Here is a 24,760-nt window from a genome sequence, read left to right on the forward strand (position 1 = left end):
TCTTAAAAAAATGTGATGTGCTTAGGCTATCTTTAACATGAAGATGCGCCTAAGCATGTTTTATGATGTCAGCACTTGTGGTTTTAATACCTGACGATGCAACTCAGCCAAACCTTCTGTCATGCGTTCCTGTACCACAGCAGTTAAAGATTCAATATCGTGCCCTTCTACCACAATTGCAGGTAACGCCATTAAATGCGCTGTCACTTTCGGCATTTCCAAAACATCTTTCACATGATCAACAAAGGTCATGTCATTAATAAACGGCGCAACAGTATCTAACTCACCTTGCTGATTCACATAACAAATCAGACAAATTTGCACAGGTCGTTTGGCTTCAATTGCTGCCCCTAAAATACGACCATGCACTTTTTTAATTTTGCTTCCATCTGACGTGGTCGCTTCAGGAAAAAATAATACAGGAATATCTTGTTTTAAAAATTGCGTGATTTGTTCACGAATTTTGACTGAATCGCCAGAGCCACGCTTAATAAATAGCGTCCCCCCACCTTTGGCTAACTTACCCAATAACGGCCATTTTTCAATTTCAGCTTTGGCCAGAAAAAATACCCGCGCACTAGAACCCAATACCGCTACATCTAACCACGAAATATGATTACTGACCCATAGCGCAGGGTCATGCGGAATTTCACCATGAATTTGCACTTCAATATTAAAAACTTTGCACAATTGACGGCAAAAATATTGCACATAGCGCGTATTGTTCGGGTTGTTGGTGTCTTTATACAATTGATGACGATAGACCAAATAAAACCCTTCACCAATCGCGCCAGCCGTTGCCAGAACTTTTTTGCTATACAAAGCAAGCTTTGCAAAACCATGAATTGGAGATGTGTGAGTTTCAACAGCTGGGTTCATAGGGTCATCACTAATTGTTAAACGCAAAACAACGTATAAAGGTCTATATTTTGCTCATTCTATACTGTTCAATCTGAACTTGCATTGATAATAAAAACCGAAACCTGCATGCAAACATGCGACTTTTGGCAAAATCTAAATAGATAAATTCTATATTGGGGTCATCCTTATAATTGAGTTTACATACGTTGATATAGCATCAAATCAGGGCGCAGGAAAAATCCAATCATCTATTTCCCTGCACAAACATTTTTTCTACTAGAATATAGCTTTAGCATGGAGATTGCGCTGAGTGGAAAATTTTGTGCCACCTCAAGATGGCGAGCGTGTTGTACTGGTCAGTGTCGCTGTCCAAATTTTAGAAGACCTAGATGCCGAAGAATTTCAGCTCTTGGCTGAATCTGCGGGTGCAGAAGTTTTACAACACGTCCACACTCAACGTAGTAAACCCGATGCCAAACTCTTTATTGGCTCAGGCAAAGCCGAAGAAATTGCCGCATTGGTCAAAGAACACGACGCCAATTTGGTCATTTTTGATCATGCACTCAGTCCTGCACAGGCACGTAATTTAGAAAAAGTGATGCAATGCCGTGTGGTTGACCGTACCGAACTCATTTTAGATATTTTTGCTCAACGCGCCCGCACTTACGAAGGTAAATTACAGGTCGAATTGGCACAATTACAACATTTATCTTCACGTTTGGTGCGTAGTCGCAGCAACTTAGACAGTCAAAAAGGCGGTATCGGCTTACGTGGTCCTGGGGAAACCTTGCTTGAAACTGACCGACGCTTATTGCGTATTCGCATGGGACAACTAAAAACCAAACTCGATAAAGTCCGTCAAACCCGTGCACAAGGTCGTGTGGCTCGGCAAAAAGCCGCCATTCCTACCGTTTCATTGGTCGGTTATACCAACGCAGGCAAATCGACCTTATTTAATATTTTGGCGCAAAGTGATGTCTATGCTGCTGACCAACTGTTTGCTACGCTTGACCCTACTTTACGGCGTTTAGAATGGGATGGCATCGGACGTCTGGTATTGGCAGACACCGTTGGCTTTGTAAGAAACCTATCTCACTCTTTGGTGGAATCTTTTAAAGCAACTTTGGAAGAAACCTTAGAAGCCAGTTTATTGCTGCATGTGATTGATTCAAGCAACCCCGATGTGTTGGAACAAATTGAAGCAGTCGAAGGTGTGCTAAAAGAAATTGGCGCAGATGTACCTATTTTGCGGGTTTACAATAAAATTGATGTCTCAGGCGAAACAGCCAAAATTATCTATGAAAAACCGCATCAACCTGACCGTGTCTATGTATCGGCACATTCAGGGCAAGGTTTAGACTTGTTAAAACAAGCCGTACATGAATGTTTGATGGGGCAAATTCAAAAGTTTGATCTTAAATTACAACCTGCTTATGGCAAACTGCGCAATCAACTGTATGCGCTCAATGTCATTCAGGCAGAACAGTACGATGATGAAGGTCAATTACATCTACAAGTCAGCATGGCACCACATAAACTGGAACAACTGATTAAACAGGCACATTTACCGATAGACGAAATTTTAGGTGCACAGGCAGAACAATTTAAACGTCCGCTTGAAGCATTTGAAATTGACGATCAGATCGGTTAAAACGTGATAAGTAAAATTTTAATGAAAGATCAAAAATGAGCAGGATAAAACATATCGATTGGCCAGCATGGATCGGCACACTCCTTTTGATTATTGTGTTTCGTGAAGCCTCTGTATGGATCATGACCCAATTTAATCACCCAGAATTAGGCAATTTAGTCGGTTTGCTCAGCCTGCTGGCGGTATTATTTACATGGCGCAAACTCAGTAAAATTCCTGCTCGTCTGGTCGATACCAACAACAAAATCATGAAAGAAAGTGCCTTTGCCTTTTTACCCATCAGCGCGGGTTCATTAATTATGCTCACGCACATGGGCAAACAAATTCCAATCTTCTTAATTGTGTTGTTTATCAGTACGCTGATCCCGCTTTGGCTGTATGCCAAAATGGCAAAACGCTGGCTTTAGGAGATTAAAATGCTGTCAATTCTATATGGTTTTTTAATCACTCTCGTTGCATATTTACTGGCAAAACCTTGCAACCAAAAAGTCCCGCAAATCCCTGTGATTGTCTTTGGCATGTGTTTTGTGTTGCTACTGTTGTATTTTTTCGGGATTCCATACGAAACTTACGTCGCACAAACCAACCCTTTGTTTAATCAATTATTGGGCTATGTGACAGTTGCACTCGCCATTCCTCTAGCAGCCATGCGTTATGACGATTTACCCCTCAAAGCGATTTTAGGTATTTTGTTCTTTGCCAGTCTTAGTGCTGTGGCGCTGCCGATGGGGCTTGCTTATGCGCTACATATGTCCAGTGCCGATATTATGGCATTTGCCACCCGTGCAGTGACCACGCCGATTGCGATTAATATCGCAACCTTATTAGAAGCACCGATTCAATTGGCAGTATTAATTGTAATTTTATCAGGTGTCGTGGGTGCTGCTTTTTCACCACTTATTTTAAGGCATATCAATGATGAACGTGCTTCAGGTTTGGCACTTGGCTTAGCTGCACATGCCATTGGTACTGCTCAAGCATGGCAACGTGGCAGTGTTGCAGGACGTTATGCTGCCTTTGGCATGGCAGTCAATGCAGTCTTTACCGCAGTTTGGCTGCCAACATTTATACTGTATTTACAAAGAATGTGACTGAGCAATCACTTTTAAAGATTGTGACCATTTCACTTTCTTTTTATTATGAAATATCCAGTTTGCGAAATGAAGGAACATTGAACATGGTCAAGATGAAACTCACCGTTGCCTTAATCTGCTCAGCCTTAGGTAGTTTTGCGCTGGCTCAAGATATTACAGGAACTTGGAAAAACATTGACGATAAAACGGGTTCATCTAAAGCCATTTTAGAAATTCGTCAGGAAAGCAATGGTAGCTATACCGCTAAAATCGTTAAAGTGACGCCACGCCCAGGTTACACACCAAGAGAAACCTGTGTCAACTGCCCTGCGCCTTATACCAACCAACCGATTTTAGGTATGGATGTACTCACTGGCTTAAAATATACAGGTAATTCCAATTTCACAGGCGGGAAAATTATTGACCCTTTAAGCGGCAATATTTACAGCACCAAAGCCAAATTGAGCAATAATGGTAAGCGTTTGACCATGCGCGGTTATGTCGGTGTATCGGCTTTAGGTCGCAGCCAAACTTGGATTAAAAGTGATTAATTTATAAGTTATTCCATCAACTTAATTAATTCACTTTTCACTTAAAATACCACACGTTCGTGGCATTTTTCACATCTTTTCCAGCATTTTCCCTGCAAGTTTAAGATTAAAAAATTCCTCAAATCTCTTGACTCTTACCACAACTCGCTTTATATCTTGAATTAACCTCTGTAATAACTTTCGACAATCAAAGGAACTGATATGAAGAAAAATGTATTGATGGGTGTATTTGCAAGCTTAATCTTCAGTGGTTCAGCATTTGCTGCAGACCTAACAGGTATCTGGCAAAGTATTGATGACAAAACAGGTTCACCCAAAGCCCTGATTGAAATTACCCAAGCTGAAAATGGCAGCTTTACTGGTAAAATTATCAAAGTCACACCAAGACCGGGCTATACCCCAAAAACTATGTGTGTGAATTGCCCTGCACCTTATACCAACAAACCTTTGGTCGGTTTGGAAATTATTAGTGGCTTAAAGCATGTGGAAAATAACAACTATGCCGATGGGCGTATTTTAGATCCACTTACAGGCAAAATGTATAGCCTGAAAGGTCGTTTAGCATCTAATAATAAACGTCTCACTTTACGTGGTTACGTCGGAATTTCAGCCATTGGTCGGACACAAACGTGGATTCGCCAACAATAAGCGAGTAATTGTGTCTCATCGGTCATTTTTTCTGGATACTCGGGACTTTGTGTCCGTTAATTCACAGATTAGACTAGCCGCAAAGACCGAGTAAGGGAAATAAAATGATTCAGAAATTGGCTTTAGGAATAGCCGTCATCTTCGGCAGTCTAAGCACTTTGGCGATGGCACAAGATTTAGCAGGAACTTGGCAACAAATTGATGATAAAACAGGCTCACCCAAAGCTGTCATCGAAATTCGTAAAGAAGCCAATCAAACCTATACGGGTAAAATTGTGAAAGTAACCCCGCGTCCGGGTTATACCCCACGTGAACTTTGTAATAAATGCCCTGCGCCTTATACCGACCAACCTATTTTAGGGATGGATATTTTAAAAGGCTTACAACAAGTCAAAAACAGCAACAATTACGAAAAAGGACGCGTAATTGATCCATTGGCAGGTCGTATTTACGATGCAAAAATTCGCCTCAACTCAACAGGTAAACGTTTAACTTTACGTGCTTATATGGGTGTATCTACACTAGGTCGCAGTCAAACTTGGATTCGAATTCAATAAAATTCAAGATAAAAAATAGCCACCTCAATAGGTGGCTATTTTCATTTCATCATCACATTTTTAAATTTTAAAGATGAATGTTATTACCATTCTGCCAGCGGATTATCCACTGCAAACAATTGCTGATCTTCCAAACGATAAGCCACAAGCTGATTGCCCCACACACAACCGCCATCCACATTTTGAATATTGTCGGCTACCGTTTGTCCCTGCAATGCTGCCCAATGACCAAATACGATTTGATGTGTTTGCGCAGCTAAAGATGGATATTCAAACCACGGTTTAAAACCTTCTGGCATCGGATCATCTAAGGCATCTTTAAAGCTGAATTCCAAACCACCCTGTGCATTGGCTAAACGCATACGGGTCAAATAGTTGGTAATACAACGTAAACGCGCATGCCCCTCTAAATCATCCGACCAAACTGCAGGTTCTGCCCCATACATTTCCTTTAAGAATGCATCCACCACCTCAAAGTCCTCATGCCCAATCACCGCCTCAACTTCTTTTGCCAAAGCTGCGGTTTGTTCCGCATTCCAAATATGTGGAATACCTGCATGAGTTAAAATGGTGTTTTCATTAGGAAAAAGACACAATGGTTGTTTACGCAACCAATCAATCAAATCATCACTGTCAATTGCATCAATCACATCACGAGTGTTGTCTTGTGCTTTGATTTTCTTTAAGCCACGTGCGCCTGCCAACAAGGTTAAATCGTGATTGCCTAACACCGTTGCTGCAACGCCACGATCTACCAGTTTTTTAATAAAACGCAAAGCACCTACCGAGTTTTCACCCCGCGCGACTAAATCGCCTGCAAACCAAATAAAATCTTGATCGGGATCGAACTGTATTTCTTTTAATAACAGTTTTAAGGCTTCAAAGCAGCCCTGCACATCACCAATGACATAGTTGTATCGAATTGCTGCCATTAATTCACCATCTGATCTGCCAATGCGACAAATGCACTCAAACTTAAAGTTTCAGGACGTGCCATTGGGTCTACCCCTGCACGTTCAAACGCATCTTCAGCCAACATGCCTTTTAAGCTATTGCGCAATGTTTTACGACGTTGGGTAAATACATGCGCCACCAAACGTGCCAATGCTTTTTCATCTTTGGCAATAATCGGTTTAGTCACATAAGGCTCTAAACGGAATACTGCAGAAGTCACTTTAGGCGGTGGATTAAATGCGCCAGGCGGTACTTCAAACAAGAACGTTGGCTTACAGTAATACTGCATCATCACCGATAAACGCCCATATTCTTTGGTATTCGGTTCAGCCGTGATACGATCTACCACTTCTTTTTGCAGCATAAAGTGCATGTCTTTAACTTTGTCACCAAACTCTAAGAGATGAAACAAAAGCGGCGTCGAAATGTTATACGGCAAGTTTCCAACCACACGTAGCGGGCGCCCTTCCTGAAATAACTCGGTAAAGTCATATTTCAGCGCATCACTTTCTACAATAGTTAAACGCTCAGGATGTGGCACACGTCCCGGTAAGCCTGCGGCCAAATCACGGTCTAATTCCACTACAGTCAAAGCATCACACTCACCAATTAAAGGTGAGGTCAATGCCGCTAAACCCGGTCCAATCTCGACAATATTATCGCCTGGACGTGGATTCACTGAGCGGACAATTTTGGCAATCACGCGTTGATCATGCAAAAAGTTTTGACCAAAGCGTTTACGAGCCTGATGCCCTTCATCTTTTGGGTTTAGGGCATTAATTTGATACATAAAGATTTCCAAGCTGAAATTATGAACGTGCTAAATCCAGCGCTAAATCGACAGCAACATGCAAGCTAGAACTTTTCGCAAGTCCCGTACCTGCGAGGGAGAGCGCTGTGCCGTGATCGACTGAAGTGCGAATAAACGGTAAGCCTAAAGTAATATTGATTGCTTCACCAAAGCCCTGAGATTTTAACACAGGTAAACCCTGATCGTGATACATCGCTAAAACTGCATCGGCATCTTTTAAATTTTCTGGGGTAAATAAAGTATCTGCAGGTAAACTTAAACTGAGATTTTCACCGCGATTACGGTAATTTTGCAGCACAGGATTAATCACCTCAATTTCTTCCATGCCTAAATACCCATCTTCGCCCGCATGTGGGTTCAAACCACAGACCAATACTTTAGGATGTTCAATTTTAAACTTGCTTTTTAAATCGTGCAGCAAAATATCAATTACTTGTTCTAAACGTGTTTTGGTAATGGCATCTGCCACGGCACGTAAAGGTAAATGCGTGGTCGCCAAGGCAACGCGTAAGGTTTTGGTGGCTAACATCATCACCACACGCGCAACACCTGCAAACTCCTGATAATATTCAGTGTGCCCACTAAAAGAAATACCAGCTTCATTAATAATAGATTTTTGCACGGGTGCTGTCGCCACGCCCACACTCTTACCTGTCATTGCATAAGAAGCTGAGCGACGTAATTGCTCCAAAACGTAAGCTGCATTTTGTGCATTTAAATGCCCCAACTCAACATCTACAGCCAAAGGCACATGCTCAACATATAACTGCCCAAGCGCTGCAGGCTGTTGCTGACCTGAATATTCAATCAATTCGACTTGTTGCTTTAGAATTTCGGTGCGTTGTTGTAATAATTGATGATCTGCCAATACCACAATTGGACGCTCATCTTGTCGAGCTGCCAGACTTAGACAAATATCAGGTCCAATACCTGCAGGTTCACCACTGGTGACATATAAAGGGCGCATGCAGCTTCATCCACTATAGCTAGGTGTAGCTGAATTATAGCGCCATCCTGAGCAAAATTGTTTTATCTCCAATCTAATCTAAATCGGCTATCTAAGATGCCCATCTGATGCGCCCATTCCGAAATGCCAATCACGACCATACATAACAACAAACCTATAAATAGTATTTTGGGCGCTTGTTGAGTGACTGCTCGATAGTTTTGATCAGATAGACTCAACATGATGAAGCCACCGATGCCATATAGCATAAAAGGGAGCAAGGTGATGTGCATAAATACAGAATAGATTAAGATAAAAGCAAATACATCAGTACCATAAGCTGCACCTACCAACAAAAATGCCAGTTCATACAGAGCAATTAATGTGATGAAAAAACCTGCTATAAATTTTAGCAGTTTATTTGGTTTCGGCTTTAATGCTTCTGTCGTTAATGCTTTTGTCGTTGTAGCGACGCGTTCTAAATCATCAGACATAGTGATCCGTCCTCATCATTATTATTAGCTGCGACCATACAGAAAAAGCTAAAACAGCACTAGATAAAGAAGATCAATACCTGATTTTTACTGTCGTGAAATGGTCGCTAGAGGTGATTTTGCTTTTATAACCAAACTTGATAAAATATAGCGCTTAAAATGTGACTTTTCCATTGTAGTTCTACCCATTCTCAGGTAGAATTCGGACTCCTTTTTGTTTGGACAGCTTCCATAGTCCAAACCAACTATAATAGGTAGTGGTTTAATGAAAACTCTCAGCGCTAAGCCAGCTGAAGTTCAACACGACTGGTACGTTGTTGATGCTTCTGGCAAAACTCTAGGTCGCCTTGCGACAGAAATCGCTCGTCGTTTACGCGGTAAGCACAAAACTTCTTATACTCCTCACGTTGACACTGGCGACTACATCGTTGTCATCAATGCTGAGCAAGTTCAAGTGACTGGTAACAAATCACTTGACAAGAAATACTATCGCCACACTGGTTTCCCTGGTGGTATCCGTGAAACTAATTTCGAGAAATTAGTTGCTCACAAACCAGAAGAAATCTTCCAACGCGCTGTAAAAGGCATGTTGCCAAAAGGTCCTCTTGGTTATGCTATGATCAAGAAAATGAAAGTGTACGCTGGTGCTGAGCATCCTCACACAGCTCAACAGCCACAAGTTTTGGACATCTAAGGGATACAGCACATGGCTACTAACTATGGTACAGGTCGCCGTAAGACCGCAACTGCACGTGTTTTCTTATCAGCTGGTACAGGTAAACTCGTAATTAACAACCGTACTCTTGAGCAATATTTCGGTCGTGAAACTGCTCGTATGATCGTACGTCAACCATTAGAGCTTCTTGAAGCTACTGAAAAATATGACCTTTACATCACTGTTGCTGGTGGTGGTATTGGTGGTCAAGCTGGTGCAATCCGTCACGGTATTACTCGTGCATTGATCGCATCTGACGACACTTTAAAACCTGCTCTTCGTCAAGCTGGTTTCGTTACTCGTGATGCTCGTGAAGTTGAACGTAAGAAACTTGGTTTACGTAAAGCTCGTAAACGTCCACAATTCTCTAAACGTTAATTCGTTTACCGAATCGGACACAAAAAAAGCCTTGGATTTTCCAAGGCTTTTTTTATGCAAATCAACGAGCTGAGCATTTTAAGCCAGATAAACAATTCGGATTCACATACACCAAAAATCAAAATTCAATACAGTCCAAAAATTGAAAACCAATCAACAAATATCTCATACACTTTTATCAGCTTTGCTGGGTGATTTTAGTGGCTAAGTTTAGTATCCTATTCTATTCATTTGGTTTTATTTCGGATTATGTCAGTCGAGAACGCACCCTTACAAGGCATTACCCTCTACAGTCATGCGGACGACTTTCGCTCACATTGGATTCGTTACGTTCTGGCCGAAAAACAAATCAAATATCAACTGATTTTGGTCGATTATGAAGATGAAGATCTTGCAAGCCTGAATCCGTATAATCAACTTCCAATGCTGCTAGAAAACGATTTAAAACTCTTTAATACTGCGATTATTTCCGAATATCTGGATGATCGTTATCGACAAAATAAACTCTATGCAGATGCACCTATGCCACGTGCAGAACAAAGACAATATATTTGGCGCTTTGAACAAGACTGGTTCAAACTTGCCGATCAGATGCTACGTCATCCTGATAGCTTAGATTACACAACACAGCGCGCTGCACAAAAAAAATTACGTGATACACTCATTTCACTGACACCATTATTTCAGCATTATCCTTATTTCATGTCAGAAAATTTCAGTATTTTAGATTGCATGCTGGCATCCTTATTTATACGGCTAAAAGCCATGGGCATAGAATTACCTCAACAACACTGTCGTCCAATTTTCCTGTATTGTCAGCGGATTTTTTCACGCCCTGCCTTCACTCAAGCAATGACTTTGCAAGAAAAAAATCGCTATCAAGAATTTTTAATTCATACTTAAAGAGCATATTATGTCTGAATCTGAAATCAATTTAAGTCCAACCCGTCCTTATTTAGCCCGCGCAATTTATGAATGGATTTGTGATAACCAACTCACACCACATTTATTGGTCGATGCTACACAGCCGAATACGCTTGTTCCTGAACAATTTATTCAGGATGGTCAGATTGTCCTAAATATCGTTCCACATGCAGTGCATGCCTTACACATGAGCAATGATGCAATCACCTTCTCTGCACGCTTTGGTGGCGTATCACGCGACTTATATGTACCTATGAATGCCGTCGTAGGTATCTATGCAAGAGAGAATGGACAAGGCTTATTCTTTGATCCAAGTGAGTATGCACATATCCAAAATGATCAAGATGCTTTAGAATCAAAGACTGAAGAAAAAACCGAACAAACTAAGAAAAAACCAAGCCTTAGATTATTAGATTAAAACAATGGAGTAGTGAATGGCTTTTGATTTAGTACAATATTTTGCAGCGCAGATTAAACTTCAAAAGCCCTCGCTTTTGAAACAATATAATGCTGTTGATCGCGACCAATATATTCAAGAAATCAATGCGCTGAGCTTAGGCAAACTGGTCAGTCTGTGGCGAGAAGACAACCAAAAACTTTATCAAGAAATTGATCATCAAGATGAATTATATATTCAGGAAATTGCACGTCGACTCACCACATCTCCACACAATCAGTCACCTCTCTCCAAAACTGAGCTTGAACAGAATATTAGTAAAGTCTTAGCCTTACAACTCACAGAGCTCAAGCAATTGGATCAAACCGGTAATTTTGGCAATAAAGGTCTAGGTGAATTATTGCTAGGTCAAATTGAACATTTATCTGGTCAAGCGGATGATTGGGTTTGGTCAACAAACGATCTAATAGAGTTAAAAGGTTCTAAACCAATTCCTCAAGAAGAGCTATCATTAGAGGCATCAATGAAGGAGTTTAATCAAATGGTACAACAACATACCCACGATGATCATCAAAATATTGAGCTTGTAGAAGCAATTGTACCCACTTGGTCTAAAGTACTAGAACCTATCGTTGCGATTGCGATTTTAGCAATTCTATGGTGTTCCGTTACTCAATTATTCGCTTAAATCAATCTTCTATCTAAGCCGTAATAAAACCATCATCATCTGATGGTTTTATTTTGCCTTCACTTTTTATAGTTTTTAATATTTTCTTTTCTACATAAAAAAACACCCCCAACGCTAGTTGAGGGTGTTTGAATAATGAGCTGGCGATGACTTACTCTCACATGGGTAACCCCACACTACCATCAGCGCGAAGAGGTTTCACTTCTGAGTTCGGGAAGGGATCAGGTGGTTCACTCTTGCTATGGTCGCCAGCACAACTGTTTACGGAGACTTGCATTGGTCTTATTCACGATGGTGATGCACTGCGTTTTCCGAATCTGTAACAGATTGGGCTGTATTGGGTCTGAATTTTATTGTTTAGCGTTAACTAAATCAAGGTCAGTCTGAATTGACTGATTGGATTTGAATCGATTGAGCATACAATCCCAACTGTTTGGGTGTTGTATAGTCAAGCCTCACGAGCAATTAGTATTGGTCAGCTTCACATATCGCTATGCTTCCACATCCAACCTATCAACGTCGTAGTCTTCAACGGCTCTTTAGGAGGCATAAAGCCTCGGGGAAATCTTATCTTGAGGTAGGCTTCCCGCTTAGATGCTTTCAGCGGTTATCCCTTCCGAACATAGCTACCCGGCGATGCGACTGGCGTCACAACCGGTACACCAGAGGTTCGTCCACTCTGGTCCTCTCGTACTAGGAGCAGATCCTCTCAAATTTCCAGCGCCCACGGTAGATAGGGACCGAACTGTCTCACGACGTTCTAAACCCAGCTCGCGTACCTCTTTAAATGGCGAACAGCCATACCCTTGGGACCTGCTTCAGCCCCAGGATGAGATGAGCCGACATCGAGGTGCCAAACACCGCCGTCGATATGAACTCTTGGGCGGTATCAGCCTGTTATCCCCAGAGTACCTTTTATCCGTTGAGCGATGGCCCTTCCATACAGAACCACCGGATCACTAAGACCTACTTTCGTACCTGCTCGACTTGTGGGTCTCGCAGTTAAGCGCGCTTTTGCCTTTATACTCTACGCGTGATTTCCGACCACGCTGAGCGCACCTTCGTACTCCTCCGTTACTCTTTAGGAGGAGACCGCCCCAGTCAAACTACCCACCAGACATGGTCCTCGTCCCGGATAACGGGACAGAGTTAGAACCTCAACATTACCAGGGTGGTATTTCAAGGACGGCTCCACTCGGACTAGCGTCCAAGTTTCAAAGCCTCCCACCTATCCTACACAAGTAAGGTCAAAGTTCAATGTCAAGCTGCAGTAAAGGTTCACGGGGTCTTTCCGTCTAGCCGCGGGTACACCGCATCTTCACGGCGAATTCGATTTCACTGAGCCTCTGCTGGAGACAGCGCCGCCATCATTATGCCATTCGTGCAGGTCGGAACTTACCCGACAAGGAATTTCGCTACCTTAGGACCGTTATAGTTACGGCCGCCGTTTACTGGGGCTTCGATCAAGAGCTTCGCTTACGCTAACCCCATCAATTAACCTTCCAGCACCGGGCAGGCATCACACCCTATACGTCCACTTTCGTGTTTGCAGAGTGCTATGTTTTTAATAAACAGTTGCAGCGGCCTGGTTTCTGAGGCTGTCGACAGCTCAAGGAGCGAGTCCTATCACCATCAACAGCGTACCTTCTCCCGAAGTTACGGTACCATTTTGCCTAGTTCCTTCAGCAGAGTTCTCTCAAGCGCTTTGGTCTACTCGACCTGACCACCTGTGTCGGTTTCGGGTACGATTCCAGTGTAACTGAAGCTTAGAGACTTTTCCTGGAAGCAGGGTATCAGCCACTTCACTGTACAAGTACAGCTTGCTATCAGATCTCAGCATAGAGCACCCCGGATTTGCCTAAGATGCATGCCTACTTCCTTTCACCTGGACAACCAACGCCAGGCTGACTTAACCTTCTCCGTCCTCTCATCGCATTACACTGAAGTATTGGAATATTAACCAATTTCCCATCGACTACGCCTCTCGGCCTCGCCTTAGGGGTCGACTCACCCAGCCCCGATTAACGTTGGACTGGAACCCTTGGTCTTTCAGCGAACGGGTTTTTCACCCGTTTTGTCGTTACTCACGTCAGCATTCGCACTTCTGATACCTCCAGCAGACTTCTCAATCCACCTTCTTCGGCTTACAGAACGCTCCCCTACCACGTATACAATGTATACATCCGCAGCTTCGGCACATAGTTTTAGCCCCGTTACATCTTCCGCGCAGGCCGACTCGACTAGTGAGCTATTACGCTTTCTTTAAAGGGTGGCTGCTTCTAAGCCAACCTCCTAGCTGTCTATGCCTTCCCACATCGTTTCCCACTTAACTATGATTTTGGGGCCTTAGCTGGCGGTCTGGATTGTTTTCCTCTTGACTACGGACGTTAGCACCCGCAGTCTGTCTCCCGGATAGTACTCATTGGTATTCGGAGTTTGCATCGGTTTGGTAAGTCGGGATGACCCCCTAGCCGAAACAGTGCTCTACCCCCAATGGTATTCGTCCGAGGCGCTACCTAAATAGCTTTCGGGGAGAACCAGCTATCACCGAGTTTGATTAGCCTTTCACCCCTATCCACAAGTCATCCCCTGGCTTTTCAACGACAGTGGGTTCGGTCCTCCAGTTAGTGTTACCCAACCTTCAACCTGCTCATGGATAGATCACCCGGTTTCGGGTCTATACCCAGCAACTATACGCCCTATTAAGACTCGATTTCTCTACGGCTCCCCTATTCGGTTAACCTCGCTACTGAATATAAGTCGCTGACCCATTATACAAAAGGTACGCAGTCACCAAACAAGTTGGCTCCCACTGCTTGTATGCATGCGGTTTCAGGATCTATTTCACTCCCCTCACAGGGGTTCTTTTCGCCTTTCCCTCACGGTACTGGTTCACTATCGGTCAGTCAGGAGTATTTAGCCTTGGAGGATGGTCCCCCCATATTCAGACAAGGTTTCACGTGCCTCGCCCTACTCGTCATCATTATGTGTGCCCTTTCGTGTACAGGACTATCACCCACTATGGTTGCACTTCCCAGAGCATTCCACTAAAACACACATAACTTAATGGGCTTTTCCCCTTTCGCTCGCCGCTACTGAGGGAATCTCAATTGATTTCTTTTCCTACGGGTACTGAGATGTTTCACTTCCCCGCGTTCGCTTCGTATGACTATGTATTCATCATACGATACCTACCTTAAGGTAGGTGGGTTTCCCCATTCAGAAATCTCCGGATCAAAGGATATTTGCCGCCTCCCCGGAGCTTTTCGCAGGCTATCACGTCTTTCTTCGCCTCTGACTGCCAAGGCATCCACCACATGCACTTAATTACTTGACTATACAACCCCAAACAGTCGTTAACCCCTACAAGTAGGATTAAGACAATTAAATAAATATAAAATATTTATTTAATTCACAGTTTGACGTCTTGTGCACTTAAGCACTGTACAGCTTCAATTAGATTCATATACCAAAACGCTTGATTCAGTTAATTTGCTAGTTCTCATTTCAATTCGTAATTAAAACGTAACACCGAAGCATTACTGTCAATCTTGAATTAAATGAGTTGAACAATTTATTTCAGACTCAATTTTTGCCAATCTGTTAATGAATTAATGCGTCTTCGTCAGACCGCACTAAATACTGTGATATTTAAATCACAGAACTTAATAAACCATCAAATCTAATCATTCGATCTTTTATTAAGTTCTGCAATCTTTAGCTTAAAGCTCCAGTATATGTGTGCCTGCGCACAGCATAGCTGTTTGCTTAAATTTTAAGGAAAAGCAGTGCTTTTCTGATCTTAAAATTTGGTGGAGACTAGGAGAGTCGAACTCCTGACCTCCTGCGTGCAAAGCAGGCGCTCTACCAACTAAGCTAAGTCCCCAGCTTATCATCTGTGATTCGATATATCTTCAATTCCTGTAACTTGATTTATTCAATCTAGGTCAAAGTCATGGTGGGTCTGACAAGACTTGAACTTGTGACCCCACGCTTATCAAGCGTGTGCTCTAACCAACTGAGCTACAGACCCTCAGATACATCAATGAAGAACAACTTGTTGTGGATTCTTACCAATCGTCAATCTTTCGTTAAGGAGGTGATCCAGCCGCAGGTTCCCCTACGGCTACCTTGTTACGACTTCACCCCAGTCATCGGCCACACCGTGGTAAGCGTCCTCCTTGCGGTTAGACTACCTACTTCTGGTGCAACAAACTCCCATGGTGTGACGGGCGGTGTGTACAAGGCCCGGGAACGTATTCACCGCGGCATTCTGATCCGCGATTACTAGCGATTCCGACTTCACGCAGTCGAGTTGCAGACTGCGATCCGGACTACGATCGGCTTTTTGAGATTAGCATCACATCGCTGTGTAGCAACCCTTTGTACCGACCATTGTAGCACGTGTGTAGCCCTGGCCGTAAGGGCCATGATGACTTGACGTCGTCCCCGCCTTCCTCCAGTTTGTCACTGGCAGTATCCTTAAAGTTCCCATCCGAAATGCTGGCAAGTAAGGAAAAGGGTTGCGCTCGTTGCGGGACTTAACCCAACATCTCACGACACGAGCTGACGACAGCCATGCAGCACCTGTATGTAGATTCCCGAAGGCACCTTTCCATCTCTGGAAAGTTTCTACTATGTCAAGGCCAGGTAAGGTTCTTCGCGTTGCATCGAATTAAACCACATGCTCCACCGCTTGTGCGGGCCCCCGTCAATTCATTTGAGTTTTAGTCTTGCGACCGTACTCCCCAGGCGGTCTACTTATCGCGTTAGCTGCGCCACTAAAGGATCAAATCCCCCAACGGCTAGTAGACATCGTTTACGGCATGGACTACCAGGGTATCTAATCCTGTTTGCTCCCCATGCTTTCGCACCTCAGTGTCAGTATTAGGCCAGATGGCTGCCTTCGCCATCGGTATTCCTCCAGATCTCTACGCATTTCACCGCTACACCTGGAATTCTACCATCCTCTCCCATACTCTAGCCAACCAGTATCGAATGCAATTCCCAAGTTAAGCTCGGGGATTTCACATTTGACTTAATTAGCCACCTACGCGCGCTTTACGCCCAGTAAATCCGATTAACGCTCGCACCCTCTGTATTACCGCGGCTGCTGGCACAGAGTTAGCCGGTGCTTATTCTGCGAGTAACGTCCACTCTTCTCAGGTATTAACCAAGAGAGCCTCCTCCTCGCTTAAAGTGCTTTACAACCAAAAGGCCTTCTTCACACACGCGGCATGGCTGGATCAGGGTTCCCCCCATTGTCCAATATTCCCCACTGCTGCCTCCCGTAGGAGTCTGGGCCGTGTCTCAGTCCCAGTGTGGCGGATCATCCTCTCAGACCCGCTACAGATCGTCGCCTTGGTAGGCCTTTACCCCACCAACTAGCTAATCCGACTTAGGCTCATCTATTAGCGCAAGGTCATAAAGAGCCCCTGCTTTCTCCCGTAGGACGTATGCGGTATTAGCATCCCTTTCGGAATGTTGTCCCCCACTAATAGGCAGATTCCTAAGCATTACTCACCCGTCCGCCGCTAGCTCAGTTACCGAAGCAACCTCGCCCGCTCGACTTGCATGTGTTAAGCCTGCCGCCAGCGTTCAATCTGAGCCATGATCAAACTCTTCAGTTAAAATCATTTTGAAGTTTTAATCTAAACTTCCAAATCTGGCTCATCAATTTTCTGACTTAAATTTCGCTCAAATAAACTTCGAGTAATTTAAACCAATCAATCAATGAAATATCTTCGATCAATCAATCAGTAAAAATCCACACAAGTTGTTCTTCATAATCTCTTAATGATCTTCTCAATGCTTCGTCAGCATCAAGCTAGGTCGGCTATATTACGCTTTATTTCTAAAGTGTCAACTGGTAATTTAAATTATTTTAAACTTTCTCTCTAAAACCCAACTCAATTACTCTTAACCAAGTTATTGTTTTATCAGAAGTTTTAATCCTCATCACCGCCGATGGATGTGCATTATAGGGCAAATATTTTACCTTGCAAGACTTTTTTCAAAGGAAATATATCGGGTGTTTATTTTTTGTTCATTTTTGCTTTTTCTACACACATTTTGAGCAAATTTGCTTTAATACATCGTTTCAATTAACTGTTACTATATACCCATCGGCGATATAACAGCTTTTGCTTACTCGGATTTAAGCGCTAGGATTCTTTATGTATCAACAAAAATATCTTTGGGTGTGCCTTGTTTCTTTAGGATTCATCACCTCAACACATGCGACAATGCCTTCTACTGAAGAAGTTGCTCAAGAAGAAACTACTGAAGTTATTGCGGCAGATTCATCTTCTGAAACTAAAAGTAGTCGTTTGAATGCGCTTAAAGAATTAAAAAATGTAAAAGCCAAAGATTTAAAAGTGAATGCAAATGCTGCACAACCCGATGAAGTCAAAGACCCACTGCAACCTTTGAACCGTCAGATTTATGCATTCAACGATATGTTAGATCGTAATATCGCGCGTCCACTTGCGGTTCAATATACAAAGAAAGTCCCTGGTGAAGTGCGCGGGTCATATCGTCAATTCCGAAAAAACTTGGGCGAACCTTGGAATGCGGTTAACCAATTGATTCAAGGCCGCCCTTTACGTGCCGCAAAAACTTTAGGTCGTTTTAGTTTAAATACGATTACTACTTTAGGCATGGCTGACCCTGCACGTCGTTTAGGTTTAGACACGGAAGAAGAAAAATTTGGTACAACCTTGGGCTACTACGGTGTCCCTTCAGGGCCTTATGTCATGCTACCAATTTACGGCCCAAGTACTTTCCGTGATGGTTTCGGCACACTTGTAGATGGTCAGGCACGTCCACAAAAATACATTTTAGATGGCAATGACCGTTTATATTGGTCGGAGCAAGTTATGCGCGGCCTAGATACGCGCTCGCAACTCCTAGATGTAGAACAAGTATTACAGGGCGATAAATATGCCGCGATTCGGGATATTTACTTGCAACGTAAAAACTTTGAAATTGCGGAAAAGAAAGGACTCGATGCAGATAGTATTTCTTTTGTAGATGATGAAAGCGAAGAACTTTTTGATGATCAAGAAGAAATAAACCCGCCTGAAGAAAGCAAAGAATAATTTGTAAAACATTTTACTCAAGGTGAGTTTTTACTTTCCTTGAGTATTCAGGCATTGTTATAGTAACGCTTTGTTTAGGTTCAGGGTCAACACAAAACTCTATGTATTTCATTCAACCCACACGTGATATTCCATATCTAGAACAGGTGCTCGACACACTTCCTAGTGTGCAAATGATTCACATAGATGACATCAGCTTGTATGACCCAACCATTATTGCAATTGCCGATGTGCAAGATTATTTAACCCATCAATGGGATTTACCTACGATTGTATTGGCCTTTGAAGATGAAGGCACGGCATTAGTACAAGCATGGGAACAAGGTGCTTTAGCAGGTTGGTTGTGGAGTCGTTTACCAGAAAATCCACCACAAGCCTTACGCAAAATAGACGCACAATATAAACGCAATCAAGACAGCCGCGACTTACCTTCAGCTGCTGAACTACAAAAAAAATTACTGCCCAATCCTATCGAACTGTACAACTACCGTGTAGATACGTTATTTAAGCCTTCGGCTTATTTGTCGGGCGATTGGTTTGATTACTGGAAAATCAGTGATAAAGAAATCATGTTCTATTTAGCCGATGTCTCTGGGCATGGTGTAACTAGTAGTTTACTAACGTCTTGGATGGCTGCATTTCATGGTCGCTCCAAAACACCACGCGAGTTGATTAAAAAGTTGAACGGTATGCTGGTTCAAGAAAATATCGAAAAGCATATCACCATGATTAGTGGGATTTTAAATATTGAAACCCACGAACTGCGTTGGTCGAGTGCGGGGCATTATCCACCTGCCATTATTATTGAACCCAATCAGGCACCTAAAATTTTAAATACCAGTAGTTTTCCTTTAGGACTGACTGAAGATTTAGAAGTTGAGGAATTTGAGTGCGTATTAAATAAACAGGCGCGGTTTATTATCTGCTCCGATGGTGCGTTAGAACCTTATAGTGGTGGTTTGAATGAACAGTTTGAACAATTGGTCTTTCACTTGCAAAATCAATCATTCCAAGCCCCCGATCATGTAGCAGATGATATTGCGATCTTGAGTTTGTGTCGAACAAAATAACCAATAAATCAGCCAGTTAACTTCTCAACCCAAGATATACGACTGTAAGCCACTTGAGTCTATATAGTCGCTATGGGATAATTATCTAATCCTTCTCTGCAAATGGCATTTATATGTCAACAGGTCATGTTGAATATGCAAGTTTGAATGGAACGCATATCTTTAAGCTTTTTGGCGAAGTGCGTGCCCAATCTTGTATTAGTCTAGACAAACTACTCAGTAAAATTGAACAGCAATCTAATGTGGTGGGTGCAATTGTAGATTTAACCCAAACTACATTTATTGACAGTACAGTTTTAGGTGTATTGGCTAAGCTAGGCTTAAAACTGAAACAAATCCATAACATTCAAGCAGTTATGCTCTCTACTAATCCAGACATTACTACGCTCGCCAATAGCATGGGCTTAGGACAGGTGTTTGTGATTTTAAATTACTGTGGTGACCCAACTGTCTGCACGCGTGAGCTGGTAGAAGAACACGTCACGCATAGCAATATGCTCACTACGGTATTAGATGCCCATAAAACCCTCATGAAGCTGAATGAAAACAACCAAAATATGTTCGAACCTTTGGTGAAACAGCTACAAAAAGAACAAGATAGTCTCGATCAATGTGCTGAGCAAAATCAGCAGAACGCTTGATCTTCACTCAGGAATGCTTTGATGACTTTACTTTCTGTTGCTCAAATGAACTCACAAAATGATATTGAGGAAAACTTCAAAATCATTGAAACATTGATTCAACAGAGTAAAGCGGATGGTGCTGAACTGATCGTTTTCCCCGAAAACCTTGTCTGCTTTGCAGCAGGCAAACAACGCGAAACCGCGGCACAGTTTGAAAGTATTCAACAGCGGTTGGAACAGCTTGCACATCAATATCAAATTTGGATTGTGGCGGGTACATTGCCCTGCCCATATCGCCCTGATGGTTCAACAATTGCAGATGGTCGTGTGCGTACGGTCAGTTTATGTATTAGCCCAGAAAAAACTGAAGCACGTTATGACAAAATTCATTTGTTTGATGTGCAAGTTGGTGACTCTGTTGGTGGTTATCAGGAATCTAAGTTTTTTGAACCCGGCTCTGAAGTCGTTGTAGCGAAAACACCGTTTGGCAACATTGGCTTAATGGTGTGTTATGACTTGCGCTTTCCTGAATTGGCCTTAACTTTACGTGCGCAAGGCGCCAATATTTTAACTGCGCCATCGGCTTTTACTTACACCACAGGTCAAATGCATTGGCAATTGCTCTTGCAGGCGCGTGGCATGGACAGTCAATGTCAGGTTTTAGGTGCAGCCCAACAAGGTTGGCATGGTGAAAAACGTCAGACTTGGGGACATTCAGGCGCTGCCAATTCACGCGGACAGTTATTGTCAATGGTGCAAGACGAAGGTACGCAACTGATTACAGTGCCCTTTGATTTAGATGAACAAAGCAAAATTCGAGAGTCGATGCCGTTAATGCAGCATCGTCGTTTATTGCAATTTTAAAATTGAATTTCAATAAAAAGGGTTGATCAACAATATAGTGATCAACTCTTTGTATTTCTTATCTTAACCTTACTTTTTAGCTATTCAGCCGCTTCATTGGTCACGCGCAGCACTTCTTCCAAAGTGGTTTTACCTGCCAATACCTTACGCAATCCATCTTCACGAATCGAACCTGATTGCTGTCGTGCATAATCTTCCAGTTCATATTCCGCGGCATTGCCATGAATCAAACGGCGCATTGCTTCATCCACAGGGACAATTTCATAAATTGCAGTCCGCCCAGTAAAACCTGTATGTGAGCAATGTTCACAGCCTTTCGGTTGCGGAAGTTTTAAATCGCTTGCATCGGTCACACTTTTAAAGAGTTCTTGTTCAAAGTCATCTGCAGCATGCCATGTGGCGCAGTGCGAACATAAGGTGCGCACTAAACGCTGCGCGATCACCCCAATTAATGAACTTGACAGCAAGAACGGCTCGATGCCCATATCTTTTAAACGGGTGACTGCACCAATGGCCGTATTGGTATGTAGGGTAGACAGTACCAAGTGACCAGTTAAGGAAGCCTGCACTGCAATTTCGGCAGTTTCTAAGTCACGAATCTCCCCCACCATCACCACATCTGGGTCTTGGCGCAGCATGGCTTTTAAAGCACGAGCGAAGGTCATATCCACTTTGGTATTGACCTGTGTTTGCCCAATCCCTTCAAGTTGATATTCAATCGGGTCTTCTGCAGTCAAAATATTTTTAGAACCGTCATTCAGGTCTGACAAAGCTGCATATAAGGTCGTAGTTTTACCCGAACCTGTCGGCCCTGTAACCAAAATAATCCCGTGTGGTCGATGTACCAGTTGCTTTAAGCGCTCATAATCATTTTGCATCAGCCCCAAGTGCGTCATGTTTAAACGACCTGCTTGCTTATCCAGCAAACGCATTACCACCCGCTCACCATGCGAAGATGGCAGCGTTGACACACGTACATCGACCTCACGACCTGCTAGTCTGAGCGAAATACGACCATCTTGAGGGATACGTTTTTCGGCAATATCCAGTTTTGCCATGACTTTAATACGTGACACCAATAAAGGCGCAAGTTCACGGCGCGGTTGCACGATTTCACGCAACTGACCATCGACCCGCAAACGGACTGACAGTTTTTTCTCAAAAGATTCGATATGAATATCCGATGCGCCAACCCGAATCGCTTCAGACAGTAAAGCATTGATTAAACGTACAATCGGTGCATCATCTTCCTGATCCATCAGGTCTTCTGCTTCAGGAACTGAATCTGCCAAACTAAGCAAGTCAGGGTGATCTTCCAATCCCGCAGCGACTTGCTGCGACTCGCCTGTATCACCTGCAAAACTGCTGCTTAATAATTGGTGAAATTCCTGATCGCTACAAAGTTGATGCTGTGCAGGATGCCCCAAAAAACGACGCGCCTCCTGAATGGCAAGCATCGGCGTATTTTCACGACGTACAATAAAGGCATGATCGCCCTCATAACGAATTAACACCCCATGGCGTTTGGCAAAGCTATACGGTATTTGTAATTGTTTCAGTACTTGCATCAGCGATTATAATAATGATGAAAAAATTTAATTTGAGTGTACTCTAAGCGTATGACAGCGTGAAGTCTGTTTTCGCTGATTTATCAAGAAAGGGATAGGCCATTGTCACAAAATCATGAGATTTCAGAAACTGATTCGGCTAAATTAAAATGGTGGGGTGACTATGAGTTTGAGCTCAATCGTCCTAAAACGTGGCAATTTGGCTCACTCTTAGTACGTTTGACCCGTGGTATGCAAGAATGGCGTTTGGAATATTATCGCCCGCAGGTTCAATACGATTATGAACAGCAATGGCATAACATTGATGATCCTGAATTTGCCTTTCCACAACCTGTGAAAATTGAACGCTATATGTTCAAATCTACACAAAGTAAATTACAGCTCATGCCTCGTTTGGCAGACCGTTCAGTGGTGATTAAACCTGTCGATCCAATTTATATTCCTGCGGGGCAACGCGGCACCTTGTATATCAGCACACCGTTGTGGATGTCTGCCTTTGTCGATGGTCAACGTGAACCCATTTTTGATTTGCCGATTATTCGCCCGAAAGATACTTGGTTTGGCCCCAATCATCGTACAGGTGAAATTTGCTATGCCACAGCAGTCGATGGCCGTACCGAATTACATCAATTAAAACCACGTGCATTTCGTGCCGTCACGCCGATTGAATTTCACAACACCAGCAATCAACAATTGCGTTTTGACCGAATGAATGTGCCTGTGCCTGCGCTGCCTTTATTTTTCAGCGAAAGTACAGGTCGTTTATGGACTTCACAAATTAAAGTGATGCATGAAGGTTTAGACCGCCCGCCACGAATTCGGATTGAAAATCGCACCCCGCCACATGCAGGTGAAGTGACCTATTTGCAACCACCGCGTGAAACGGCAGGTGCTTTATTTAATATGTTTGATTCATTTTTCTAAGAGGATGTTATGGCAGATTCCAATATTTCCAAAGAAATCACCAACAGCCTCAAAGGAATTTTTACCAGTATCAATACAGATCGTCTGACCGAAATTTTGGTCGCAATTGTATTGTCTTTGATTGGTTTCTTAATTGCACGTTTTGTTTCCAATACTTTTGTACGCACTATTGGCGCACGTTTTAATGCGCATCAACGCTTAGTTTGGCGACGCGGGATTTTTTACTTTATTTTCCTGCTGTTTGTGATGGCGAGCCTGAAAGAAGCAGGCTTTAAACTCAGCGTGTTTTTAGGTGCAGCGGGTATTTTAACCGTGGCTTTGGGTTTTGCCTCACAAACCTCGGCATCCAATTTAATTAGTGGTATGTTCCTGATTGGCGAAGGTTCTTTTGAAGTGGGCGATACCATTCAAATCACCCTGATTCGCGGACACACCATTGAAGGTGAAGTGATCTCAATTGACTTACTTTCAGTTAAATTGCTGACCCAAGACAATATTTATGTGCGTTTACCCAATGAACAATTGATTCGTGCACCCGTGCATAACTTGTCCAAGTTTCCAATCCGACGTGTGCCCATTACCCTCGCGATTAATTTTCACGAAGATATTATTAAAGTGCGTGAAGTGTTGCTCAGTGTCGCCAATCAATATCCGCTCGTGCTGTCTGACCCTAAACCCGCGGTGACAGTTACAGCTTTCCGTGAATCTTCAATTGAATTGTTGTTTGCGGTGTGGTGTCAGCAAGAAAACTTTTTAAAGGTACGTGATGAAATGCAGGAACGTATCCGTAATGGTTTCCTAGACAACCAAATCGAAATTCCTGTACCCAAAATGGGTTTTGTTGATCATCCTTTATCGCGCCCTTTAAATAATGAAGAACTTGATCAATATGCCAATGCCCAAGCACTGAAACGAGAACCTGATTTAAAGTAATCGTTTCAGTCTTCGACACTTTGCCTCTAA

General features: G+C 43.0%; 23 protein-coding genes, 2 tRNA genes and 3 rRNA genes. 17 read left to right on the top strand and 11 right to left on the bottom strand.

Annotation, left to right across the window (positions count from 1 at the left end; genetic code table 11):
- Window positions 1–60: 60 nt before the first annotated feature.
- Window positions 61–879 carry a lysophospholipid acyltransferase family protein gene (locus E0H79_RS02450; RefSeq protein WP_096901584.1) on the bottom strand — a complete coding sequence of 273 codons (819 nt, stop codon included), beginning with the start codon at window positions 877–879 and terminating at the stop codon, window positions 61–63.
- A gap of 292 nt (window positions 880–1,171) precedes the next feature.
- Here E0H79_RS02450 and hflX point away from each other — a divergent pair, with 292 nt between their 5' ends.
- The 6 genes from hflX (at window position 1,172) to E0H79_RS02480 (ending at window position 5,341) form a co-directional block, all read left to right on the top strand.
- Window positions 1,172–2,512, top strand: coding sequence for a ribosome rescue GTPase HflX (hflX, locus tag E0H79_RS02455; protein WP_131260739.1), 1,341 nt, complete (start codon window positions 1,172–1,174; stop codon window positions 2,510–2,512).
- Window positions 2,513–2,547: 35 nt separating this feature from the next.
- Window positions 2,548–2,919 carry a hypothetical protein gene (locus E0H79_RS02460; protein WP_004972466.1) on the top strand — a complete coding sequence of 124 codons (372 nt, stop codon included), beginning with the start codon at window positions 2,548–2,550 and terminating at the stop codon, window positions 2,917–2,919.
- A gap of 9 nt (window positions 2,920–2,928) precedes the next feature.
- Window positions 2,929–3,603, top strand: a complete 675-nt coding sequence (locus E0H79_RS02465) for an LrgB family protein (protein ID WP_004972468.1) — start codon at window positions 2,929–2,931, stop codon at window positions 3,601–3,603.
- 86 nt (window positions 3,604–3,689) lie between these two features.
- Window positions 3,690–4,136, top strand: a complete 447-nt coding sequence (locus tag E0H79_RS02470) for a DUF2147 domain-containing protein (RefSeq protein WP_104853073.1) — start codon at window positions 3,690–3,692, stop codon at window positions 4,134–4,136.
- Between the two features lie 201 nt (window positions 4,137–4,337).
- On the top strand, window positions 4,338–4,784 hold the full coding sequence (locus E0H79_RS02475; protein WP_004972472.1) for a DUF2147 domain-containing protein: 447 nt from the start codon (window positions 4,338–4,340) through the stop codon (window positions 4,782–4,784).
- Window positions 4,785–4,888: 104 nt separating this feature from the next.
- Complete coding sequence (locus E0H79_RS02480) at window positions 4,889–5,341, top strand: DUF2147 domain-containing protein (protein WP_004972473.1); 453 nt, start codon at window positions 4,889–4,891, stop codon at window positions 5,339–5,341.
- An 83-nt stretch (window positions 5,342–5,424) separates the two neighbouring features.
- Here the strand turns inward: E0H79_RS02480 and E0H79_RS02485 are convergent, their stop codons facing one another.
- The 4 genes from E0H79_RS02485 to E0H79_RS02500 form a co-directional block, all read right to left on the bottom strand.
- Window positions 5,425–6,273 carry a symmetrical bis(5'-nucleosyl)-tetraphosphatase gene (locus E0H79_RS02485; protein ID WP_096901578.1) on the bottom strand — a complete coding sequence of 283 codons (849 nt, stop codon included), beginning with the start codon at window positions 6,271–6,273 and terminating at the stop codon, window positions 5,425–5,427.
- On the bottom strand, window positions 6,273–7,085 hold the full coding sequence (rsmA, locus tag E0H79_RS02490; RefSeq protein WP_004972477.1) for a 16S rRNA (adenine(1518)-N(6)/adenine(1519)-N(6))-dimethyltransferase RsmA: 813 nt from the start codon (window positions 7,083–7,085) through the stop codon (window positions 6,273–6,275). The genes E0H79_RS02485 and rsmA overlap by 1 nt, the downstream gene beginning before the upstream one ends.
- 19 nt (window positions 7,086–7,104) lie before the next feature.
- Window positions 7,105–8,073, bottom strand: a complete 969-nt coding sequence (gene pdxA / locus E0H79_RS02495) for a 4-hydroxythreonine-4-phosphate dehydrogenase PdxA (RefSeq protein WP_004972479.1) — start codon at window positions 8,071–8,073, stop codon at window positions 7,105–7,107.
- Between the two features lie 62 nt (window positions 8,074–8,135).
- A complete protein-coding gene (locus E0H79_RS02500) occupies window positions 8,136–8,546 on the bottom strand; it encodes a hypothetical protein (RefSeq protein ID WP_004972480.1) in 411 nt (136 codons plus the stop codon).
- Between the two features lie 265 nt (window positions 8,547–8,811).
- On the opposite strand from E0H79_RS02500, the gene rplM reads away from it, so the two are divergent.
- From rplM to E0H79_RS02525, 5 genes are all read left to right on the top strand, one after another.
- Entirely contained in the window at window positions 8,812–9,240 is a 429-nt protein-coding gene (rplM, locus tag E0H79_RS02505) for a 50S ribosomal protein L13 (RefSeq protein ID WP_004909012.1), read from the top strand.
- 12 nt (window positions 9,241–9,252) lie between these two features.
- Window positions 9,253–9,639 carry a 30S ribosomal protein S9 gene (gene rpsI, locus E0H79_RS02510; RefSeq protein WP_004972483.1) on the top strand — a complete coding sequence of 129 codons (387 nt, stop codon included), beginning with the start codon at window positions 9,253–9,255 and terminating at the stop codon, window positions 9,637–9,639.
- Between the two features lie 249 nt (window positions 9,640–9,888).
- A complete protein-coding gene (locus E0H79_RS02515) occupies window positions 9,889–10,542 on the top strand; it encodes a glutathione S-transferase N-terminal domain-containing protein (protein WP_096901581.1) in 654 nt (217 codons plus the stop codon).
- Between the two features lie 10 nt (window positions 10,543–10,552).
- Entirely contained in the window at window positions 10,553–10,981 is a 429-nt protein-coding gene (locus E0H79_RS02520; RefSeq protein WP_004972487.1) for a ClpXP protease specificity-enhancing factor, read from the top strand.
- A gap of 16 nt (window positions 10,982–10,997) precedes the next feature.
- Window positions 10,998–11,648, top strand: coding sequence for a hypothetical protein (locus tag E0H79_RS02525; RefSeq protein ID WP_131260740.1), 651 nt, complete (start codon window positions 10,998–11,000; stop codon window positions 11,646–11,648).
- Window positions 11,649–11,786: 138 nt separating this feature from the next.
- On the opposite strand, the gene rrf is transcribed toward E0H79_RS02525, so the two are convergent.
- From rrf to E0H79_RS02550, 5 genes are all read right to left on the bottom strand, one after another.
- Window positions 11,787–11,901 (bottom strand): 5S ribosomal RNA (gene rrf, locus E0H79_RS02530).
- A gap of 191 nt (window positions 11,902–12,092) precedes the next feature.
- Window positions 12,093–14,985: ribosomal RNA gene (locus E0H79_RS02535) — 23S ribosomal RNA — on the bottom strand.
- A gap of 473 nt (window positions 14,986–15,458) precedes the next feature.
- Window positions 15,459–15,534: transfer RNA gene (locus E0H79_RS02540), tRNA-Ala, on the bottom strand.
- A 70-nt stretch (window positions 15,535–15,604) separates the two neighbouring features.
- Window positions 15,605–15,681 (bottom strand) — tRNA-Ile (locus E0H79_RS02545).
- A gap of 59 nt (window positions 15,682–15,740) precedes the next feature.
- Window positions 15,741–17,278 (bottom strand): 16S ribosomal RNA (locus E0H79_RS02550).
- Together the 16S, 23S and 5S rRNA genes with 2 tRNA genes alongside form the textbook arrangement of a ribosomal RNA operon.
- 546 nt (window positions 17,279–17,824) lie before the next feature.
- Here E0H79_RS02550 and E0H79_RS02555 point away from each other — a divergent pair.
- From E0H79_RS02555 to E0H79_RS02570, 4 genes are all read left to right on the top strand, one after another.
- Complete coding sequence (locus tag E0H79_RS02555) at window positions 17,825–18,748, top strand: VacJ family lipoprotein (RefSeq protein WP_096902423.1); 924 nt, start codon at window positions 17,825–17,827, stop codon at window positions 18,746–18,748.
- Window positions 18,749–18,849: 101 nt separating this feature from the next.
- On the top strand, window positions 18,850–19,818 hold the full coding sequence (gigA, locus tag E0H79_RS02560) for an RsbU family protein phosphatase GigA (protein WP_131260741.1): 969 nt from the start codon (window positions 18,850–18,852) through the stop codon (window positions 19,816–19,818).
- Window positions 19,819–19,931: 113 nt separating this feature from the next.
- Window positions 19,932–20,459, top strand: a complete 528-nt coding sequence (gene gigB, locus E0H79_RS02565) for an anti-anti-sigma factor GigB (RefSeq protein ID WP_131260742.1) — start codon at window positions 19,932–19,934, stop codon at window positions 20,457–20,459.
- 21 nt (window positions 20,460–20,480) lie between these two features.
- Window positions 20,481–21,305 (top strand): carbon-nitrogen hydrolase family protein, encoded by an 825-nt coding sequence (locus E0H79_RS02570; RefSeq protein WP_131260743.1) that lies wholly within the window; start codon window positions 20,481–20,483, stop codon window positions 21,303–21,305.
- 80 nt (window positions 21,306–21,385) lie between these two features.
- On the opposite strand, the gene gspE is transcribed toward E0H79_RS02570, so the two are convergent.
- On the bottom strand, window positions 21,386–22,873 hold the full coding sequence (gspE, locus tag E0H79_RS02575; protein WP_004975184.1) for a type II secretion system ATPase GspE: 1,488 nt from the start codon (window positions 22,871–22,873) through the stop codon (window positions 21,386–21,388).
- A 102-nt stretch (window positions 22,874–22,975) separates the two neighbouring features.
- Between gspE and E0H79_RS02580 the strand changes: the two genes are divergently transcribed.
- A complete protein-coding gene (locus tag E0H79_RS02580; protein ID WP_004975182.1) occupies window positions 22,976–23,797 on the top strand; it encodes a hypothetical protein in 822 nt (273 codons plus the stop codon).
- 9 nt (window positions 23,798–23,806) lie between these two features.
- Window positions 23,807–24,730: a mechanosensitive ion channel family protein gene (locus E0H79_RS02585; RefSeq protein ID WP_096902425.1), complete on the top strand. Its 924-nt coding sequence runs from the start codon at window positions 23,807–23,809 to the stop codon at window positions 24,728–24,730.
- Window positions 24,731–24,760: the final 30 nt, after the last annotated feature.

The sequence above is a fragment of the Acinetobacter sp. ANC 5045 genome, from assembly GCF_004331005.1.
In the GTDB taxonomy this organism is placed as follows: domain Bacteria; phylum Pseudomonadota; class Gammaproteobacteria; order Pseudomonadales; family Moraxellaceae; genus Acinetobacter; species Acinetobacter towneri.

Excerpts from the sequence above, each read along its gene's own strand:
- E0H79_RS02450 (WP_096901584.1), bottom strand. The coding sequence starts at position 879 with ATGAACCCAGCTGTTGAAACTCACACATCTCCAATTCATGGTTTTGCA.
- E0H79_RS02460 (WP_004972466.1), top strand. The coding sequence starts at position 2,548 with ATGAGCAGGATAAAACATATCGATTGGCCAGCATGGATCGGCACACTC.
- E0H79_RS02465 (WP_004972468.1), top strand. The coding sequence starts at position 2,929 with ATGCTGTCAATTCTATATGGTTTTTTAATCACTCTCGTTGCATATTTA.
- E0H79_RS02470 (WP_104853073.1), top strand. The coding sequence starts at position 3,690 with ATGGTCAAGATGAAACTCACCGTTGCCTTAATCTGCTCAGCCTTAGGT.
- E0H79_RS02475 (WP_004972472.1), top strand. The coding sequence starts at position 4,338 with ATGAAGAAAAATGTATTGATGGGTGTATTTGCAAGCTTAATCTTCAGT.
- E0H79_RS02480 (WP_004972473.1), top strand. The coding sequence starts at position 4,889 with ATGATTCAGAAATTGGCTTTAGGAATAGCCGTCATCTTCGGCAGTCTA.
- E0H79_RS02485 (WP_096901578.1), bottom strand. The coding sequence starts at position 6,273 with ATGGCAGCAATTCGATACAACTATGTCATTGGTGATGTGCAGGGCTGC.
- rsmA (WP_004972477.1), bottom strand. The coding sequence starts at position 7,085 with ATGTATCAAATTAATGCCCTAAACCCAAAAGATGAAGGGCATCAGGCT.
- pdxA (WP_004972479.1), bottom strand. The coding sequence starts at position 8,073 with ATGCGCCCTTTATATGTCACCAGTGGTGAACCTGCAGGTATTGGACCT.
- E0H79_RS02500 (WP_004972480.1), bottom strand. The coding sequence starts at position 8,546 with ATGTCTGATGATTTAGAACGCGTCGCTACAACGACAAAAGCATTAACG.
- rplM (WP_004909012.1), top strand. The coding sequence starts at position 8,812 with ATGAAAACTCTCAGCGCTAAGCCAGCTGAAGTTCAACACGACTGGTAC.
- rpsI (WP_004972483.1), top strand. The coding sequence starts at position 9,253 with ATGGCTACTAACTATGGTACAGGTCGCCGTAAGACCGCAACTGCACGT.
- E0H79_RS02515 (WP_096901581.1), top strand. The coding sequence starts at position 9,889 with ATGTCAGTCGAGAACGCACCCTTACAAGGCATTACCCTCTACAGTCAT.
- E0H79_RS02520 (WP_004972487.1), top strand. The coding sequence starts at position 10,553 with ATGTCTGAATCTGAAATCAATTTAAGTCCAACCCGTCCTTATTTAGCC.
- E0H79_RS02525 (WP_131260740.1), top strand. The coding sequence starts at position 10,998 with ATGGCTTTTGATTTAGTACAATATTTTGCAGCGCAGATTAAACTTCAA.
- E0H79_RS02555 (WP_096902423.1), top strand. The coding sequence starts at position 17,825 with ATGTATCAACAAAAATATCTTTGGGTGTGCCTTGTTTCTTTAGGATTC.
- gigA (WP_131260741.1), top strand. The coding sequence starts at position 18,850 with ATGTATTTCATTCAACCCACACGTGATATTCCATATCTAGAACAGGTG.
- gigB (WP_131260742.1), top strand. The coding sequence starts at position 19,932 with ATGTCAACAGGTCATGTTGAATATGCAAGTTTGAATGGAACGCATATC.
- E0H79_RS02570 (WP_131260743.1), top strand. The coding sequence starts at position 20,481 with ATGACTTTACTTTCTGTTGCTCAAATGAACTCACAAAATGATATTGAG.
- gspE (WP_004975184.1), bottom strand. The coding sequence starts at position 22,873 with ATGCAAGTACTGAAACAATTACAAATACCGTATAGCTTTGCCAAACGC.
- E0H79_RS02585 (WP_096902425.1), top strand. The coding sequence starts at position 23,807 with ATGGCAGATTCCAATATTTCCAAAGAAATCACCAACAGCCTCAAAGGA.